Source organism: Streptomyces sp. Y7, from assembly GCF_043195415.1.
Lineage (GTDB): Bacteria > Actinomycetota > Actinomycetes > Streptomycetales > Streptomycetaceae > Streptomyces.
In genome coordinates, this window is record NZ_JBIDDQ010000028.1 from 59,800 (window position 1) to 77,387 (window position 17,588).

General features: G+C 71.6%; 13 protein-coding genes. 6 read left to right on the forward strand and 7 right to left on the reverse strand.

Features of this window, described 5'->3' with window-relative positions; all coding sequences use genetic code 11:
• Window positions 1–134 precede the first annotated feature (134 nt).
• The 5 genes from ACGFW6_RS38365 (at window position 135) to dnaK (ending at window position 7,708) form a co-directional block, all read left to right on the forward strand.
• A complete protein-coding gene (locus ACGFW6_RS38365) occupies window positions 135–2,153 on the forward strand; it encodes a phage holin family protein (RefSeq protein WP_393520848.1) in 2,019 nt (672 codons plus the stop codon).
• An 81-nt stretch (window positions 2,154–2,234) separates the two neighbouring features.
• On the forward strand, window positions 2,235–3,296 hold the full coding sequence (locus ACGFW6_RS38370) for an ATP-binding protein (protein WP_393520779.1): 1,062 nt from the start codon (window positions 2,235–2,237) through the stop codon (window positions 3,294–3,296).
• Window positions 3,293–5,101 carry a hypothetical protein gene (locus tag ACGFW6_RS38375; protein ID WP_393520781.1) on the forward strand — a complete coding sequence of 603 codons (1,809 nt, stop codon included), beginning with the start codon at window positions 3,293–3,295 and terminating at the stop codon, window positions 5,099–5,101. The genes ACGFW6_RS38370 and ACGFW6_RS38375 overlap by 4 nt, the downstream gene beginning before the upstream one ends.
• A 64-nt stretch (window positions 5,102–5,165) precedes the next feature.
• Complete coding sequence (locus ACGFW6_RS38380) at window positions 5,166–5,594, forward strand: OsmC family protein (RefSeq protein ID WP_030946875.1); 429 nt, start codon at window positions 5,166–5,168, stop codon at window positions 5,592–5,594.
• Window positions 5,595–5,824: 230 nt separating this feature from the next.
• Window positions 5,825–7,708 carry a molecular chaperone DnaK gene (gene dnaK / locus ACGFW6_RS38385; RefSeq protein ID WP_393520784.1) on the forward strand — a complete coding sequence of 628 codons (1,884 nt, stop codon included), beginning with the start codon at window positions 5,825–5,827 and terminating at the stop codon, window positions 7,706–7,708.
• Here dnaK and narI read toward each other — a convergent pair.
• From narI to ACGFW6_RS38415, 6 genes are all read right to left on the reverse strand, one after another.
• Entirely contained in the window at window positions 7,705–8,427 is a 723-nt protein-coding gene (gene narI, locus ACGFW6_RS38390) for a respiratory nitrate reductase subunit gamma (protein WP_393520786.1), read from the reverse strand. The genes dnaK and narI overlap by 4 nt on opposite strands.
• Complete coding sequence (gene narJ, locus ACGFW6_RS38395) at window positions 8,424–8,918, reverse strand: nitrate reductase molybdenum cofactor assembly chaperone (protein ID WP_393520788.1); 495 nt, start codon at window positions 8,916–8,918, stop codon at window positions 8,424–8,426. Before narJ ends, narI begins: the two co-directional genes overlap by 4 nt.
• A complete protein-coding gene (gene narH / locus ACGFW6_RS38400; RefSeq protein ID WP_393520790.1) occupies window positions 8,918–10,549 on the reverse strand; it encodes a nitrate reductase subunit beta in 1,632 nt (543 codons plus the stop codon). Before narH ends, narJ begins: the two co-directional genes overlap by 1 nt.
• Window positions 10,549–14,241 carry a nitrate reductase subunit alpha gene (locus ACGFW6_RS38405; protein WP_393520792.1) on the reverse strand — a complete coding sequence of 1,231 codons (3,693 nt, stop codon included), beginning with the start codon at window positions 14,239–14,241 and terminating at the stop codon, window positions 10,549–10,551. Before ACGFW6_RS38405 ends, narH begins: the two co-directional genes overlap by 1 nt.
• A 77-nt stretch (window positions 14,242–14,318) precedes the next feature.
• The gene (locus ACGFW6_RS38410; protein WP_393520794.1) at window positions 14,319–15,134 is read right to left on the reverse strand and encodes an SAM-dependent methyltransferase; all 816 of its coding nucleotides are present in this window, start codon (window positions 15,132–15,134) and stop codon (window positions 14,319–14,321) included.
• Between the two features lie 61 nt (window positions 15,135–15,195).
• Window positions 15,196–16,059, reverse strand: a complete 864-nt coding sequence (locus ACGFW6_RS38415) for a helix-turn-helix domain-containing protein (protein WP_393520796.1) — start codon at window positions 16,057–16,059, stop codon at window positions 15,196–15,198.
• 275 nt (window positions 16,060–16,334) lie between these two features.
• Here ACGFW6_RS38415 and ACGFW6_RS38420 point away from each other — a divergent pair, with 275 nt between their 5' ends.
• Window positions 16,335–16,760 carry a hypothetical protein gene (locus tag ACGFW6_RS38420; RefSeq protein WP_393520798.1) on the forward strand — a complete coding sequence of 142 codons (426 nt, stop codon included), beginning with the start codon at window positions 16,335–16,337 and terminating at the stop codon, window positions 16,758–16,760.
• Here ACGFW6_RS38420 and ACGFW6_RS38425 read toward each other — a convergent pair.
• Window positions 16,742–17,572: a helix-turn-helix domain-containing protein gene (locus ACGFW6_RS38425; RefSeq protein ID WP_393520800.1), complete on the reverse strand. Its 831-nt coding sequence runs from the start codon at window positions 17,570–17,572 to the stop codon at window positions 16,742–16,744. The two genes, ACGFW6_RS38420 and ACGFW6_RS38425, sit on opposite strands and share 19 nt — an antisense overlap.
• Between the last annotated feature and the right edge of the window lie 16 nt (window positions 17,573–17,588).

Below are 17,588 nucleotides of genomic sequence, written 5' to 3' on the forward strand. Positions count from 1 at the left end.
CCGACGTGCAGGACCGTTGTGTCAGGCTGGGGGCGTGAAGGCCCGATGCGGGGTGGTGGGCCGGGACGTGAGGTGGGCTGGGCGTGCGTGGGCGTTGGCGGCGGATTGCCAGTCAGGTCGGGCGGAGCGTGGCCGTGTGGGCGGTCTCCACCCTCACCATGCTCGTGCTCGCCGGGATCCTGCCCGACTTCCAGCTGCAGTCGGCGAACGATGACAGCGCCACCCGGATCGCCGTCACCGCAGCCCTCGGCGCCGGCGCCTTCGGTCTGCTCTCCGCCCTCGTGTGGCCCTTGCTCGTACGGCTGCTGCTGCTCGTGCCCGCGCTCGTGCTCGGCCTGCTGGTGTTCTTCCTGAACGGCTCGCTGCTCATCGTCGCCCTGCGCCTGGTGCCGTCCGGCGACAGCGAGGCCGCCCCGGAGACCGCCGTCATCGTGGCCGCCGTGATGTCCGCCGTCGCCTCCGCCACCGGCGCCGCCCTGGCCGTACGCGACGACGACGCCTACCGGCGCCGGCTGTACCGCCTCGCCGACCGCCGGCGCCGGGCCCTGCCACCCGGCCCCTCCAGCCCGGGCACCGTCTTCATGCAGCTGGACGGCGTCGGACACGACGTCCTGCTCGCCGCCGCCGGCAAGGGCCTGATGCCCACCGTCGCCCGCTGGCTGGAGCCCGGCACGGGTGACGGCGCCCGCCCCACCCACCGGCTCTCCCGCTGGCGCACCGACTGGTCCAGCCAGACCGGCGCCAGCCAGCTGGGCATTCTGCACGGCAGCAACCACGACGTCCCGGCCTTCCGCTGGTACGAGAAGGCGGCCCGCGAGGTGATGGTCTGCAACCGACCCACCAGCGCCGCCGAGCTCCAGCGCCGTGCCATCGACCGCACCGGCGACGGCGGACTGCTCACCGCCGACGGCGCCAGCCGCGGCAACCTCTTCAGCGGCGGCGCCGACGAGCAGGCCCTCGTGCTGTCCATCGCCACCAGACGCCGCGATCGCCGCAACCGTTCCCGCGCCGGTTACTTCGCCTACTTCTCCGACCCGGCCAACGCCGTGCGCACCGCCCTGTCCTTCGTCGCCGACGTCGGCCGCGAGATCGGCGAGTCCACCCGGGCCCGCGTCCGCAAGGCCCGGCCGAGAGTCTCCCGCGGCGGTCTCTACCCGTTCGTGCGGGCCTTCGCGACCGTCGTGGAACGGGACGTCGTGGTCGCGGCGGTCCTCGGCGACATGTTCGCCGGCCGCACCGCCGTGTACGCCGACCTCGTGGCGTACGACGAGGTCGCGCACCACTCCGGGCCGTTCGGCCGTGACGCCGAGAAGGTCCTCGAACGCCTCGACCGGGCACTCGCGTTGATCGAGAAGGCCGCGGAGCACGCGCCGCGGCCGTACCGGATCGTCGTGCTGTCGGACCACGGCCAGAGCCCCGGTGAGACCTTCCGTGCCCGCTACGGCCTCGGCCTCGGCGACCTCGTGCGAGCCGGCTGCGGACTGCCCGTGCCGCGCAGGGCGCGGCGCACCCACAGCGGAGCCGAGGCCCGCGCGGCGGTGCGGGCCGCGCTGCGCCGCCCCGTCGAGGAGGGCGGCGAGCAGCACCGCCGCTCCGAGCCGATCGTGCTGGCCTCCGGCAACCTCGGCCTGGTCTCCTTCCCGGACGTGCCGCACCGGATGACCAGGGAGGAGATCGACGCCCGCCACCCCGCCCTGCTCACCACCCTCGCCAACCACCCCGGCATCGGCTTCCTGCTGGTACGCAGCGAACGGCACGGCGGCGTCGTGCTGGGCGCGTACGGCGCCGAGATCCCCCTGGACCGGCTGGACGACGAGCCGGGCCCGCTGGAGGTCTTCGGGCCGGGCGCCGCCGACGCCGTACGCCGTACGCACTCCTTCCCGAGCACCGCCGACATCATGGTCAACTCCGCGTACGACCCCGCCGACGGCGAGGTGCTCGCCTTCGAGGAGCAGATCGGCTCGCACGGCGGGCTCGGCGGGGCGCAGGGCGAGCCGTTCCTGCTGTCGCCGACGGCCTTCTCGGCGCCGGTGGGCGACGGGGAGGACCTGGTCGGCGCGGAGCAGGTGCACCGGGTCCTGCGGCGCTGGCTGAGCGAGGCGGACGGGCCGCAGGTGCCGGTGGCGACGGAGCCGCAGGAGCGGGCCGCCTGAAAATCGGCTGCGTCCCCGGGGGCCGCGGCCACACACTGTTCGAGTCGCACATCACTCGAACACTCCCAAGGAGTCCCTGCGTTGCAGGCTGCCGTCACCGTCACGCCCTCCCGCATCCCCGAACTGCTGCTCGGCCTCGCCACCGTGCGGCCGGTGTTCATCTGGGGCGCCCCCGGCATCGGAAAGTCCTCCCTCGTCAGGGACTTCGCCTCGTCGCTGGGGCTGGAGTGCGTGAGTCTGCTCGGCACCCAGCTCGCCCCGGAGGACCTGATCGGCGTGCCGCAGATCCGCGACGGGCGCTCGGTGTTCTGCCCGCCGGAGGCCATCGCCCGCGACGAGCCGTACTGCCTGTTCCTGGACGAGCTGAACGCGGCCACCCCGGATGTGCAGAAGGCGTTCTACTCGCTGATCCTGGACCGCCGTATCGGCACCTACGAACTCCCCAAGGGCTCCATCGTGATAGGTGCCGGCAACCGGGCCACCGACAACGCGCTCGCCCGCCCCATCGCCTCCGCCCTCGTCAACCGCCTCACCCACGTCCATCTGGAGGCGTCCGCCAAGGACTGGCTGACCTGGGCCGCGAACAACGGCATCCACCCGTGGATCCTGGACCACCTCACCGACCGGCCCGACCACCTGTGGTCCAAGCCGCCGAAGACCGAGGAGCCGTTCTCCACGCCCCGCTCCTGGCACATGCTCTCCGACGCACTGCATTCCTTCGGCCAGGGCCTCGACGAGGAGACGCTGAAGGTGGTGGCGCACGGCACGCTGACGCCCACCCACGCCACCGCGTTCTGCGGCTACGTCAAGATCGTGCGCAGCCAGTACGGCATCGAGGCCATCATCAAGGGCGACGCCGGCTGGCCGTCGCGGATGCAGGACCGCGACCTGCTCTACTACCTCGCCGAGTCCTTCCGGGGCCGCCTGATCAAGGAACTGCCGGTCAGCAAGGAGCACATGTCGGCGGCCGGCCGGCAGACCGCGTACCGCGCCAAGTCGCTGCTGGTGCAGCTCGCGGAGATCTCCGTCGAGGTCGCCCAGAGCGTCATCTCCTCCGACGCGGACGGCAACCCCGTCCTGCCGTCCTGGTTCCTGGTGGAGGCCGCGCGCGACATGCCCCGGCTGGTGGAGGCACGGCGGTGAGCCGCGGCGGCGGCAAGGGCGGCAAGGGGCAGAAGAAGCGGGACCTCGCGGCGGAGGCCTTCGCCGAGGGGCTGCGGCTGGTACGCGCCAACCCGGCGCTCGCCGCCGTCGAGTTCACCGTCTGCCGCCACGAGAAGTGCGAGGAGGCGCCGCGCGACGGCCTGATCCGCGTCGACTCCGACGGTGTCCTGCACGTCCATCCCACCCGGCTCGCCGAACCCGCCACCTGGGCCTGGGCGATCGCGCACGCCGTCCTGCACCTCGGCTTCGGCCACGTCCCCTCCAGGAAGGGCACGGCCGTGCAGCCCGACCGCGCCGACGTCGCCGCACGCTGTGTCGCCGTGAACCGCTTCCTGCTCACCTTCCCGGTCGGCAAGGCCCCCGACCATCTGCCGCTGACGTACCCGGACGGCGACGAGGAACGGCTCGCCGCGCCCTGGCGCCGCGACGGCGTCCCGGCGGCGTACGAGCGCTGCGGCACGGCGGGCCCGGAGCCCGACCAACTGCTCATGGAGTGGAAGGGCTGGTTCGGGTCCCCGCCCGACCATCAGCTGGCGTTCGCCACCGCGCTGACCCGCACCGTGTCCACCGCGATGGACATGGCGGGCGGCCGCCGTGACTCCATGCTCGGCGAACCCGTCAAGAAGCGGCCCTGGCAGTGGGCGCTGGAGTGGTTCATCACGTCCTACCCGCTGCTCGGCGGCATCGCGGCCGGCATCAAGCTGGTCGCCGACGCCGAACTCGCCCGCGCCCACGGCATCGCCGTCGCCGCCGTCAACGCCGAGGCCGGCGAGATCTACATCAACCCGCTGCGCCAGTTCGAGCCCGAGGAATGGCGGTTCATCCTCGCCCACGAGATGCTGCACGCCGCCCTGCGGCACGGCGACCGCTGCGGCGGCCGCGACCCCTACCTGTTCAACGTCGCCTGCGACTACGTCATCAACGGCTGGCTGCGCGAGATGCAGGTGGGTGAGATGCCCCAAGGGCTGCTGTACGACCAGGAGTTGACGGGTCTGTCGGCGGAGGAGGTCTACGACCGGATCGGCGGCGACCTGCGCCGGATGCGCCGGCTGGCCACCCTGCGCGGCAAGGGCGTCGGCGATGTGCTCGGTGCCCCGCTCGGCGCGCCCGGCGACTACGTCGACCTGGACGAGTTCTACCGCCGCGGCCTGTGCCAGGGCCTGGACCTGCACCAGCAGCAGGAACGCGGCTTCCTGCCCGGTGGCCTGGTCCAGGAGATCCGCGCGCTCAGCCATCCGCCGCTGCCCTGGGACGCCCGACTGGCCCGCTGGTTCGACGAGTTCGTGCCCCGCCCGGAGCCGGTGCGGACGTACGCCCGCCCCGCCCGCCGCCAGGCCTCCACGCCCGAAATCCCGCGCGCGGGCCGCTACTTCCCGCCCGAGGAGATCGCCCGCTGCACCTTCGGCGTCGTCCTCGACACCTCGGGCTCCATGAGCGCGGGCCTGCTCGGCAAGGCGCTCGGCGCGATCGCCTCGTACGCCGAGGCGCGGGACGTACCGGCCGCGCGCGTGGTGTTCTGCGACGCGGGGCCGTACGACGCCGGGTACGTGCCGGTGACGGACATCGCCGGGCGGGTACGGGTGCGCGGCCGTGGCGGCACGGTTCTCCAGCCCGGCATCGATCTGTTGCTGCGCGCGGACGACTTCCCGCCCGGTGCGCCCGTCCTGGTCATCACGGACGGCTGGTGCGACGTGCTGCGGGTGCGCCGCGAGCACGCGTACCTGATTCCCCCGGGACGTCGCCTGCCGTTCACCCCGCGTGGGCCGGTCTTCCGGGTGAGTTGAGCCGGAGTGTGATCGGATGGGGGCACGGACCCAGGAAACGGGCCCCCACGCGAAAGGAAGAATCGTGGCTACCACGCGCTCCGCACACACCGTCTGGGAAGGCAACCTGCTCGAGGGCAACGGTGTCGTCAACTTCGACTCTTCTGGCGCCATCGCCGCGCAGCCGGTCACGTGGGCCTCGCGCTCCCAGGACGCGAACGGCAAGACCAGCCCCGAGGAGCTCATCGCCGCCGCGCACTCCAGCTGCTTCTCGATGGCGCTGTCGCACGCCCTGAACGGCGCCGGCACGCCGCCCACCAAGCTCGTCACCTCGGCCGACGTGAACTTCCAGCCGGGTGAGGGGATCACCGGGATCCACCTGACCGTGGAGGGGACGGTTCCGGGCATCGACAACGACGCGTTCGTCGCGGCCGCGGAGGACGCCAAGAAGAACTGCCCGGTCAGTCAGGCGCTGACGGGGACGACGATCACGCTGTCGGCGAAGCTGGCATAGCGCTCCGCGGGGAGCCGCGAGGGGCCGAGCGTCCCCACGGCGCCGTCGTGGCTGGTCGCGCAGTTCCCCGCGCCCCTCGGGGGGCGGCCCTCCGGGCCTGCCCCCCGACCCCTGAGCGCCCGCTCAGCCGCCGTTTGGTACCCGCCCCCCGGGTCACTCGCCCCATTGACAAGAGCCCACTCAAGTTTTGTGCTGGAGTTCAAGGGGTGCCCTGGCGGAAGGGGACAGCGATGGCACGCGCGGTCGGGATCGATCTCGGGACCACGAACTCGGTGGTCGCCGTTCTGGAGGGCGGCGAACCCACGGTCGTCGCCAATGCGGAGGGGGCCAGGACCACGCCGTCGGTCGTGGCCTTCGCCAAGAACGGCGAGGTGCTCGTGGGGGAGGTGGCCAAGCGGCAGGCGGTGACCAACGTCGAGCGCACCGCCCGCTCCGTGAAGCGGTACATGGGGGACTCGAACTGGCGTTTCCCCGAGCAGGGCGACATCGACGGCACCCGCTACCGGGCCCAGGAGCTGTCGGCCCGGGTGCTGCAGAAGCTGAAGCGGGACGCCGAGTCCTATCTCGGCGAGGACGTCACCGACGCGGTGATCACGGTCCCCGCCTACTTCGACGACGCCCAGCGGCAGGCCACCAAGGAGGCCGGGGAGATCGCGGGCCTGAAGGTCCTGAGGATCATCAACGAGCCCACGGCCGCCGCCCTCGCCTACGGCCTGGACCGCGGCGAGGAGCAGACCGTGCTGGTCTTCGACCTCGGCGGCGGAACCTTCGACGTCTCGCTGCTGGAGATCGGCGACGGTGTCATCGAGGTCAAGGCCACCAACGGCGACACGCACCTCGGCGGCGACGACTGGGACCAGCGGGTCGTCGAGTACCTGGTGAAGAAGTTCAAGGGCCAGAACGGCATCGACCTCGGCAACGACAAGATGGCGCTGCAGCGGCTGCGCGAGGGCGCCGAGAAGGCCAAGATCGAGCTGTCCAGCTCCTCCGAGACCACGATCAACCTGCCCTACATCACCGCCTCCGCCGAGGGCCCCCTCCACCTCGACGAGAAGCTGACCCGCGCGCAGTTCCAGGAGCTCACCGCGGACCTCCTCGACCGCTGCAAGACCCCCTTCCACCAGGCGGTCAAGGACGCCGGCATCAAGCTCTCCGCGGTCGATCACGTCATCCTCGTCGGCGGCTCCACCCGGATGCCCGCCGTCACCGACCTGGTCAAGGAACTCACCGGCAAGGACCCGCACAAGGGCGTCAACCCCGACGAGGTCGTGGCCGTCGGCGCGGCCCTGCAGGCGGGCGTCATCCGCGGCGACGTCAAGGACGTCCTGCTGCTCGACGTCACCCCGCTGTCCCTGGGCATCGAGACCAAGGGCGGCATCATGACGAAGCTCATCGAGCGCAACACGACGATCCCGACCCGGCGTTCGGAGATCTTCACGACCGCCGCCGACAACCAGCCCTCGGTCGGCATCCAGGTCTACCAGGGCGAACGCGAGATCGCCGCGTACAACAAGAAGCTCGGCGTCTTCGACCTCACCGGCCTGCCGCCCGCCCCGCGCGGAGTGCCGCAGATCGAGGTCGCCTTCGACATCGACGCCAACGGCATCATGCACGTCTCGGCGAAGGACCTCGCGACGGGCCGTGAGCAGAAGATGACCGTGACCGGCGGCTCGGCGCTGCCCAAGGACGACATCGACCGGATGATGCGGGAGGCCGAGCAGTACGCCGAGGAGGACCACAAGCGCCGCGAGGCCGCCGAGACCCGCAACCAGGGCGAGCAGCTCGTCTACCAGACCGAGAAGTTCCTGCGCGACAACGAGGACAAGGTCCCGGCCGACACCAAGACCGAGGTCGAGGCGGCGATCACGGAGCTGAAGGAGCAGTTGGAGCGCAACGCCGAGACGAACGTCCTGCGCACCGGCATCGAGAAGCTCGCCACGGTCAGCCAGCAGATGGGCCAGGCGATGTACGCCCAGTCCCAGCAGACCCCGACGGACACCACGGCCGACGCCGGCACCGGCACCGGCACCGAGCAGAGCGCGGCACCGGACGACGACGTGGTCGACGCGGAGATCGTCGACGACGAGAGGGACCAGAAGGGCCCGGCGGCCTAGGAGCCCGTCTTCTCCCAGCCCCGCCGCTCCGGCCGCGGCCCCAGGTCCCGGGGGTCGCGGCTGCGGTACACCAGGTACGGCCGGAACAGGTACTGCACCGGCGCGCTGAACATGTGCACCAGCCGGGTGTACGGCACCAGCGCGATCAGCGCCATGCCGACGACCGCGTGGATCTGGTACAGCACCGGCACGCCCGTCATCCGGTCCAGGTCGGGCTGGAGGGTGAACAGGCTGCGGGCCCACGGGGCGATGGACCGGCGGTAGTCGTAGCCGTCGCCGGAGACGTGGGTGAGTTTGGCGACCATGCCGAGCACGATCGCGCCGAGCAGCACGACGTACATCAGCTTGTCGTTGGCCGTGGTCGCCCGGAACACCGGTGCGTTCGTGCGGCGCCGGTAGATCAGCAGGGCGATCCCGGCGACGGTCAGCGCGCCGGCCGCGGTGCCGCCGTACAGGGAGAGCAGGTGGTACGCGTGCTCGCTCACACCGAGCGAGTGCGTCCAGGACTCCGGGACGAACAGGCCCACCAGATGGCCGACCAGCACGAACAGGATGCCGTAGTGGAAGGCGGGCGAGGCGATGTTCAGCAGCCTCGACTCATAGACCTGGGAGGAACGCGTGGTCCAGCCGAAGCGGTCGTAGCGGTGCCGCCAGACCAGCCCCGCGACCAGCAGGGCGAAGGTGACATAGGGCAGGACGCCCCACAGCAGCGTCGTCATGGGCGCACCCCCGTGCGTTCGGTCGGCAGGGTCGCGCACACGGCGTCCAGGACGGACGCGTACGGCGTGCCGAAGTCGGTGAGGCGGGAGCGGAGCTGCTCCAGGCAGTCGCGGTGCTCCAGCAGCAGATCGGTGTCGCCGGTGCGGGCGGCGAACTCCAGTACCGCGGGCAGGAAGTCGGGCAGTTCCTCGTGGGTGAACTCCAGGCCGTGGGCCCGGTAGACCTCCTTGAACCGCAGCAGCGACATGCCGCGCCGCCGCGTGTCCCCGTCGAGCCACCAGGTCAGATACAGGCTGTGGCGGTTCTTGAAGTCGAACACCTCGACGTAGTGCGCGGCCAGTTCGTCCGGCGGCGTGACGGCCGCGTGGTCGGTGAACTCCCGTAGCTGCGGCGCGGCCTCACGCAGCAGGGGCAGACGCGCGCGGAAGTCCTCGTCCGGATACGTCAGACAGAGCGCGGCCGCCTGGTAGAGCACCTCGAAGGACGGCATCAGGTCTCCTCGGCGTCGGCTGTGCGGGTCATGTCGGCGGCGTCGGCGGCGTCGTCAGAGGTCTGCCGTCCGCGCAGCGCGTGGAAGTTCTCCACCGTCACCAGCGGCAGCAGCTTGCGCCCCGAGTCCTGGCCGAAGGGGCCGTCCCCGCCCATCCCGGGCCCGCCGTCGAAGTCGAGGCTGCACCCCTTGGGCAGCGCCGACTCCTCCAGGCGCCGGGCGTCCCCGACCGCCGCCGTCGGAATGACGTACCGGTCCTCGTACTTGGCGATCGCCAGCAGCCGGTACATCTCCTCGATCTCCCCGGCCGCCATGTCCACGGCGGCCGGCACCGACGGATCCGGCTCCTCACCGAGGTTGATCGCCCGCATGTGGGAGCGCATCGCGGCGAGTTTCTCCAACGAGGCGCGGACCGGGCCGATGGCGCCGGCCGTGAACATCTCCGCCAGGTACTCCAGCGGAATGCGCAACGTGTCGATCGCGCCGAACAGGTTCCGGGCGTCCTCCCCGTCGTGCCCGGTCTCCGCCAGCGCGTCCACCACCGGCGACAGCGGCGGGATGTACCAGACCATCGGCATCGTCCGGTACTCCGGATGCAGCGGCAGCGCCACCCGGTACTTGCTGATCAGCGCGTACACGGGCGAGCGGCGGGCCGCCTCCAGCCAGTCGTGGGGGATCCCCGCGTCCTTGCACGCCCGCCGCACCTCGGCGTCCTCGGGATCGAGGAAGACGCCCAACTGTGCCTCGTACAGGTCCCGTTCGCGTGGTACGGAGGCCGCGGCCGTCACCCGGTCCGCGTCGTAGAGCACGACGCCGAGATAGCGCAGCCGGCCCACGCACGTCTCCGAACAGACCGTCGGCAGACCGACCTCGACGCGCGGGTAGCACATCGTGCACTTCTCGGCCTTGCCGGTGGCGTGGTTGAAGTACACCTTCTTGTACGGGCATCCGGTCACGCACATCCGCCAGCCCCGGCAGCGGTCCTGGTCGACCAGGACGATGCCGTCCTCCGCCCGCTTGTACATCGCACCCGACGGGCACGACGCCACACACGACGGGTTGAGGCAGTGCTCGCAGATGCGCGGCAGATAGAACATGAAGCTCTGCTCGAACTCGAACCGCACCTTCTCGGACGCCTGGGTGCGCGTCCGCTCCACCATCGGGTCGAGATCGCCGTAGGCGGGGGCGCCGGCGAGGTTGTCGTCCCAGTTCGAGGACCACTCGATCTTCATCGGCTTGCGGTCGAGCTGCGAGATCGGCCGGGCCACCGGGTAGTCGTCGCCCAGCGGGGCGTCGGTGAGGTTCTTGTAGTCGTACGTCCAGGGCTCGTAGTAGTCCTTGATCTCCGGCAGTTCGGGATTGGAGAAGATCCCGGCGAGCTTGCGCAGCCGCCCGCCCGCCTTCAGCTTCAGCGCGCCCCGCCGGTTCAGCTCCCAGCCGCCGCGCCAGCGCTCCTGGTCCTCGTAGCGGCGCGGGTAGCCCTGGCCGGGGCGGGTCTCGACGTTGTTGAACCAGACGTACTCCATGCCGCGGCGGTTCGTCCACGCCTGCTTGCAGGTGACCGAGCAGGTGTGACAGCCGATGCACTTGTCGAGGTTCATCACCATCGCGATCTGGGCCATCGGACGCATCAGTAGTCGACCTCCTGGCTGCGGCGGCGGATCACCGTGACCTCGTCGCGCTGGTTGCCCGTCGGGCCGAGGTAGTTGAAGGCCCAGGAGAGCTGGGCGTAGCCGCCGACGAGGTGGGACGGCTTGAGGATCAGCCGGGTCAGCGAGTTGTGGATGCCGCCCCGCCGGCCGGTGGTCTCCGTCTTCGGGACGGCGACCGTGCGTTCCTGCGCGTGGTGCATGTAGACGGTGCCGTGCGGTATCCGGTGCGAGACGACGGCCCGGGCGACGACCACGCCGTTGCGGTTGACCGCCTCGATCCAGTCGTTGTCGACGACGCCGATCGCGTCCGCGTCCTGCGGGGACATCCAGATGTTCTGGCCGCCGCGGGAGAGCGCCAGCATGAACAGGTTGTCCTGGTACTCGGAGTGGATGGACCACTTGTTGTGCGGGGTGAGGAAGCGGACCGTCACCTCCCGCTGCCCGTCCGGGCCGAGCCGTGGTTCGCCGAACAGCTTGTTCATGTCCAGCGGCGGCCGGTACACGGGCAGCGCCTCGCCGAGCTCGTGGATCCAGTCGTGGTCGAGGAAGAAGTGCTGGCGGCCGGTGAGGGTGTGCCAGGGCTTGAGGTGCTCGGTGTTGAGCGTGAACGCGGTGTAGCGGCGCCCGCCCGACTCGCTGCCCGACCACTCCGGCGAGGTGATCACCGGCACCGGCGCGGCCTGGGTGTCCGCGTACGTGGTCCGTCTGCCCTCGTGCTCGGCCGCCAGGTGGGCCATCTCCTGCCCGGTCCGGGCCTCCAGGGTGCGAAAGCCCTGGGTGGCGAGGCGGCCGTTGGTGGTGCCGGACAGGGCGAGGATGGTGTTCGCCGCCTTCACGGCCGTGTCGAGCAGGGGGCGCCCGTCACCGGTCGTGCCGTTCAGCAGCCGCAGGTCCTCGACCTCCTCGTCCGGCCGGAGCGTGATGCCCTTGGCGGGCAGGCCGAGTCGCTCGGCCAGCGGGCCCAGCGAGGCGAACTTGGCGCCGATCGCGGTGTAGTCCCGCTCCACGACCGTCAGGTTCGGCATGGTCCTGCCGGGCACCGGATCGCACTCGCCGCGCCGCCAGTCCAAAGCCACCCCGCCCGGCTGGGCGATCTCGCCCGGGGTGTCGTGCTGGAGCGGGGTCGCCACCAGATCCCTGCGCACGCCGAGATGGCCCACGGCCAGCTCGCTCAGCCGCTCGGCGAGCGCCTTGAACGCCTCGAAGTCGGTGCGCGCCTGCCACGGCGGGTCCACGGCCGGGGTGAAGGAGTGCACGTAGGGGTGCATGTCCGTGCTGGACAGGTCGTGCTTCTCGTACCAGGTGGCGGCGGGCAGCACGACGTCCGACAGCAGTGTGGACGACGTCTGCCGGAAGTCCAGCGACAGCAGCAGGTCGAGCTTGCCCTCCGGTGCCTCGTCGTGCCAGGTCACCTCCTTCGGGCGGACGTCCTCGGGGGCCTCCTCGGCCCGCAGCGACGACTGCGTGCCCAGCAGGTGCCGGGTGAAGTACTCCGCGCCCTTCGCCGACGAGCCCAGCAGATTGGCCCGCCACAGCGTCACGATCCGCGGCCAGTTCTCCGGGGCGTCGGGGTCCTCGCAGGCGAACTTCAGCGTGCCCGCGCGCAGTTCGGCCACCACCCGTGACACCGCGTCGCCGAACACGTCGCCCAGCTCCAGCGGATTGCGGTCGAACGTCGGGTACGACGGCATCCATCCCACGCGCGCCGACAGCGCCAGACAGTCCGCGCCCGTCATCCCGCGCAAGCGTCCCGCGCCGAGCGGCGAGGCGAGCACGTCGGCCGTGAACCGGTCGTAGCGCCACTGGTCGGTGTTGAGGAACCAGTAGGCCGTGCCGATCATCTGGCGCGGCGGGCGCGACCAGTCCGACGCGGCGGCGAGCGTCGCCCAGCCGGTCGCCGGACGGCACTTCTCCTGACCCACGTAATGTGCCCAGCCGCCGCCGTTGCGGCCCTGACAGCCGGTGAGCTGGAGCAGGGCGAGGAAGGAACGGTAGATCGTCTCGGAGTGGAACCAGTGATTGGTGCCCGCGCCCATCAGGATCATGCAGCGGCCCTTGGACCGTTCGGCCGTCTGTGCGAACTCCCGTGCGATCCGTACGCACTTGGCCGCCGGGACGGAGGTGTGCGCCTCCTGCCAGGCGGGCGTGCCGGGGGAGTCGGCGTCGTCGTACGACGTGGGCCAGCGGCCCGGCAGCCCCGGCCGCGCCACCCCGTACTGCGCGAGCAGCAGATCGAAGACCGTCGTCACCAGGGGGCCGTCCGCACCGCCGAGCTTCGTCACCGGGACGCCCCGGCGTATGACGCCGCCGCGGCCCTGCCCGTGCGGCCCGCCCTCGGTGTCGAAGCGAGGCAGCAGTACCTCGACACCCGCCGACACCTCGCTGCCGTACAAGCTCAACTTCGGTTCCGTGTCGCCGAGTTCGAGGTTCCACCGGCCCTTGCCCGACTCCGTCCAGCGAAAGCCCAGGGAGCCGTTCGGGGCGACCGCGCGCCCCGACACCTCGTCCAGCACGACCGTCTTCCAGTCCGCGCCGTCGCCCTCCTGGCCCAGGTCCGAGGCGCGCAGGAACTTCGCGGGGACGTAGGCGCCGTCCCGTGCCTCCAGGGTGACCAGGAAGGGCAGGTCGGTGAACCTGCGCACGTAGTCCGTGAAGAACTCGGTGCGGCGGTCGACGAAGAACTCCTTGAGGACGACATGCCCCATGGCGAGGGCCAGCGCGCCGTCCGTGCCCGGGTGCGGATGGAGCCACTCGTCGGCGAACTTGGCGTTGTCGGCGTAGTCGGGCGCGACCACCACGACCTTCTGGCCCCGGTAGCGGGCCTCCGCCATCCAGTGCGCGTCGGGCGTGCGGGTCACCGGGACGTTCGAACCCCACATGATCAGATACGCCGCGTCCCACCAGTCGCCGGACTCCGGTACGTCGGTCTGGTCGCCGAAGACCTGCGGGGAGGCGACCGGCAGATCGGCGTACCAGTCGTAGAACGACAGCATCGGGGCGCCGATCAGGGAGTGGAAGCGGGCGCCCGCCGCATGCGACACCATCGACATCGCCGGGATGGGCGAGAAGCCGGCGATGCGGTCGGGGCCGTACGTCTTGATGGTGTGCACATGCGCCGCGGCGACCATCTCGATCGCCTCGTCCCAACTCGCCCGCACCAGGCCGCCCTTGCCGCGCGCCCGCTGGTAGCCGCGGCGGCGCTCGGGGTCGCCCTGGATGTCCGCCCAGGCCAGCACGGGGTCGCCCAGACGCTCCTTCGCCTCCCGGTACATCTTCAGCAGCACACCGCGGACGTACGGGTGGCGGACCCGGGTGGGGGAGTAGGTGTACCAGGAGAACGCGGCGCCGCGCGGGCAGCCGCGGGGCTCGTACTCGGGACGGTCGGGGCCCACCGACGGGTAGTCCGTCTGCTGGGTCTCCCAGGTGATGATGCCGTCCTTGACGTACACCTTCCAGCGGCAGGAGCCGGTGCAGTTCACGCCGTGCGTGGAGTTCACGACCTTGTCGTGGCTCCACCGGTCCCGGTAGAACGCGTCCGCCTCGCGCCCGCCGGTCAGCGCGACGCTGTGCAGATCGGGCGCGGGCGTGCCGGGCCGGAAGAACCTGCCGGCCCTCAGCAGCGCCGCGCCCGGCTCGGCGGGCGGGGTGGGCGGTACCCGGGTGTCGGTCACAGGCGCTCCCTTGCTTGCCCTGATCACGAACCTAGGGCGGGGCGCGGGAGCGCACCCGTTCACGGCACCCGTACGGGTCAGGGCTTGCGGGCGACCCCCGCGTACACGGGCACGATGCCCTCCGCCTGGGCCGCCACGTCGGCCGGCTCGGGGCGCCAGCCGTAGACGGGGATGACACCCGGGCCGAGCAGCTCCAGGCCGTCGAAGAAGCGGGAGAACTCGGCGAGCGAGCGGGGGAAGAACGGGGTGCCGCTGCGCCGGAAGTGGTTCGCCGCGTTCTCGATGGCCTGCGGGCTGAGGTCCGGGGTGACCTGCGACAGGATCAGATGGCTGCCCGGGGCCAGCGCCGCCACGTACTTCTCCAGCAGGCCGTACACGTCGTCGCCCGCGGGGTCGTCACTCAGGTAGTGGGTCAGCGCCACCAGCGACAGCGCGACCGGCCGGTCGAAGTCCAGGGACTCGGCCGCCCGGGCCAGCAGGGCGTCGGCGTCCCGGACGTCGGCGTGCACGTACTCGGTGCTGCCCTGCGCCGACCCGTGCAGCAGGGCCTCCGCGTGCCGCAGCACGATGGGGTCGTTGTCGGCGTACACGACCCTGGACTCCGGGGCGACGCCCTGCGCCACCTGGTGCAGGTTGGGCTCGGTCGGGATGCCCGTGCCGATGTCCAGGAACTGACGTGTCCCGGCCTCCGCGACCGTGCGCACGGCCCGGTGCATGAACCGGCGGTTGGCGCGGGCGCCGCGCAGGACCGTGCCGTCCACGGCGAGGATCCTGCGGGCCAGTTCCTCGTCCACCGGGTAGTTGTCCTTGCCGCCCAGCCACCAGTCGTAGACGCGGGCCGGATGCGGCCGGCTGGTGTCGACGCGGGCGGGCGCGGACTCGGATCCGGACATGCGCGGTCGTCTCCTCGGGGTCGGTTGCCTGGACGGTCCTCTGCCTGGACGGTCCTCGGTCTCAGCAGTCCTCGCGGTGCTCCCGCAGGATCTTCCGGGTGCGCTCGGCGGAGGCGGCGGCCGTCGACATGTGGTCCAGGACCTCCAGATGCGCCGCGACCTCCTTGCGGGAGTCCAGGTACAGGGCGCCGCTCAGATACTCCGTGTAGACCATGTCGGGCAGCTCCGGCTCGGCGAAGCGGAACAGGGTGAAGGGCGCGTACGTCCCGGGGTGCGGGCCGGAGGCGAACTCGGCGATCTGGAGCGTGACGCGGTCCCGCTCGGCGAACTCCAGCAGCTTGTCCAACTGGTCGCGCATCACCTCGCCGCCGCCGTTCACCGGCCGCAGCAGCACCGTCTCGTCCATGATCACCCACAGATGGGGCGGATCGGGGCGCTCCAGCAGTCGCTGTCGCTCCATGCGCAGGGACACATGCCGCTCTATCGTCTCCGGCCCCGTCTGCCCTATCGTCCCGGCCCGCAGCACGGCTCGCGCGTAGTCCTCGGTCTGGAGCAGACCGGGCACGAAGTGCGGCTCGTAGGAGCGGACGAGCCGGGCGGCGCCCTCCAGGCTCACGTACAGGCTGAACCAGTCCGGCAGCACGTCGTGGAAGCGCTGCCACCAACCGGGCTGGTTGGCCTCCTCGGCCAGCGAGACGAACGCGGCCGCCTCCTCCTCGGGGACGCCATAGGTCTCCAGCAGCACCTGCACGTACGGGATCTTCAGCGCGACCTCGGCCGTCTCCATGCGCCGTACGGTCGCCGCGGTCACCCGCAGGGCGCGCGCGGCCTCGTCGCGTCCCAGCCCGGACGCCTCCCGCAGCTCCTGCAGGCGTTTGCCGAGCACCACCTGGCCCACGGTGGGCGCGGGCCGCCGCTCACTCACGCCACGCCCTCCCCTACGCGCCGAAAGTACGGGGTGCAGTGTGCCACGTTCCGGTTGGCCGTGGGGGGTGGCCGCTGTCGTGGGCCGGGTGCGGGTCCGTGGGGCCGGTCGCGCAGTTCCCCGCGCCCCTTGGGGGGTTGGCATGACCCGGCAGGTAATCGACCGGCGCGCTCGCGCGCGAGACCTTGAACGCACCGGGTTCCGGGCCGGCGCACTCCGGTCCGGGATCCGGGTCCTGTCGCATGCCACTCGACCCCGACGGAGGGTGATTCGTCATGTCCGCCACCTCGCTCACCGTGCTCGCCCGGACCTCCGACCCGCAGACCGTGCTGCGCCGCTTCCTGGCCCTGGACGCGGTGGTGACCGGGGCGAACGGGCTCGCCTACCTCGTCGCCTCCGGCCCGCTGAGCCGGCTCCTCGGCGTCGAGCGGGCCCTGCTGCTCACCCTCGGCGCGTTCCTCGCCGGGTACGCCGGTGCCGTCGCGCTGCTCGCCTCCCGGGCCCGTCCCGCCGACCTCCCGGTACGGGCGGTGATCGAGACCAACCTGGCCTGGACCGTGCTGAGCCTCGTCGCGCTCGCGCTGTGGCTGTCGCCGACCACTGCGGGCGCGGTGTGGACCGTGCTGCAGGCGCTCACCGTCGCCGGGTTCGCCGGCCTGCAGTACGCGGCCCTGAGGATCCGTCAGGGCAGCAGCGACTGAAGGTACTTGACCGTCGCCGGGTCGGCCGGGAGCAGCGTCTCGATGGCCAGCTCGGCGACGGTCACGTCCATGGGCGTGTTGAACGTGGAGATGGAGGAGATGAACGACAGGACGCGTCCCTCGTGCTCGATCTGCATCGGCAGCGCGAAGTACGGGACGGGCTCGTCCGGCTCCGTGCCCGGCGCGTCCTGCGGCACCGGGTAGGCCGCGACCTCCTCGTACAGCTCCCGCAGCGGCTCCGAGCGGTGCAGGGCGATCTGCCGCTGCATCTGGGCGAGGAGATGGCCCCGCCACTCGCGCAGATTACGGATGCGCGGCGCGAGACCCTCCGGGTGCAGCGTCAGCCGCATCGCGTTGAGCGGGGGCTGGAGGAGATGGCCGGGGATGTCGTCGAGGAGCATGAGGATGCCCCGGTTGGCGGCGTGCACGTTGTACATCGCGTCGACCACCAGCGCCGGGTAGGGCTCGTAGCCCTGGATCAGCTGCTCCATGCCCGCGCGCAGCGCGTCCAGCGCCGGGTCGTCCAGCGGGGTCTCCGGGTAGCGCGGGGCGTAGCCGGCGGCCAGCAGCAGCGCGTTGCGCTCGCGCACCGGCACGTCCAGGTGCTCGGCCAGCCGCAGCACCATCTCCTCGCTCGGCCGGGAGCGGCCCGTCTCGATGAAGCTGATGTGCCGCGCCGAGGAGTCCGCCCGCAGCGCCAACTCCAGCTGGCTGACCCTGCGTTGCTCCCGCCAGGCCCGCAGCAGGGGGCCCACGCCCTGGCCGGTCGGGGCGGTGGCGGGCGCGGTGTTGCCGGGCGGGACGGAGGTCATGGGTACGACGGTAGTC

Excerpts from the sequence above, each read along its gene's own strand:
- dnaK (WP_393520784.1), top strand. The coding sequence starts at position 5,825 with ATGGCACGCGCGGTCGGGATCGATCTCGGGACCACGAACTCGGTGGTC.
- narI (WP_393520786.1), bottom strand. The coding sequence starts at position 8,427 with ATGACGACGCTGCTGTGGGGCGTCCTGCCCTATGTCACCTTCGCCCTG.
- narJ (WP_393520788.1), bottom strand. The coding sequence starts at position 8,918 with ATGCCGTCCTTCGAGGTGCTCTACCAGGCGGCCGCGCTCTGTCTGACG.
- narH (WP_393520790.1), bottom strand. The coding sequence starts at position 10,549 with ATGCGTCCGATGGCCCAGATCGCGATGGTGATGAACCTCGACAAGTGC.
- ACGFW6_RS38410 (WP_393520794.1), bottom strand. The coding sequence starts at position 15,134 with ATGTCCGGATCCGAGTCCGCGCCCGCCCGCGTCGACACCAGCCGGCCG.
- ACGFW6_RS38420 (WP_393520798.1), top strand. The coding sequence starts at position 16,335 with ATGTCCGCCACCTCGCTCACCGTGCTCGCCCGGACCTCCGACCCGCAG.
- ACGFW6_RS38425 (WP_393520800.1), bottom strand. The coding sequence starts at position 17,572 with ATGACCTCCGTCCCGCCCGGCAACACCGCGCCCGCCACCGCCCCGACC.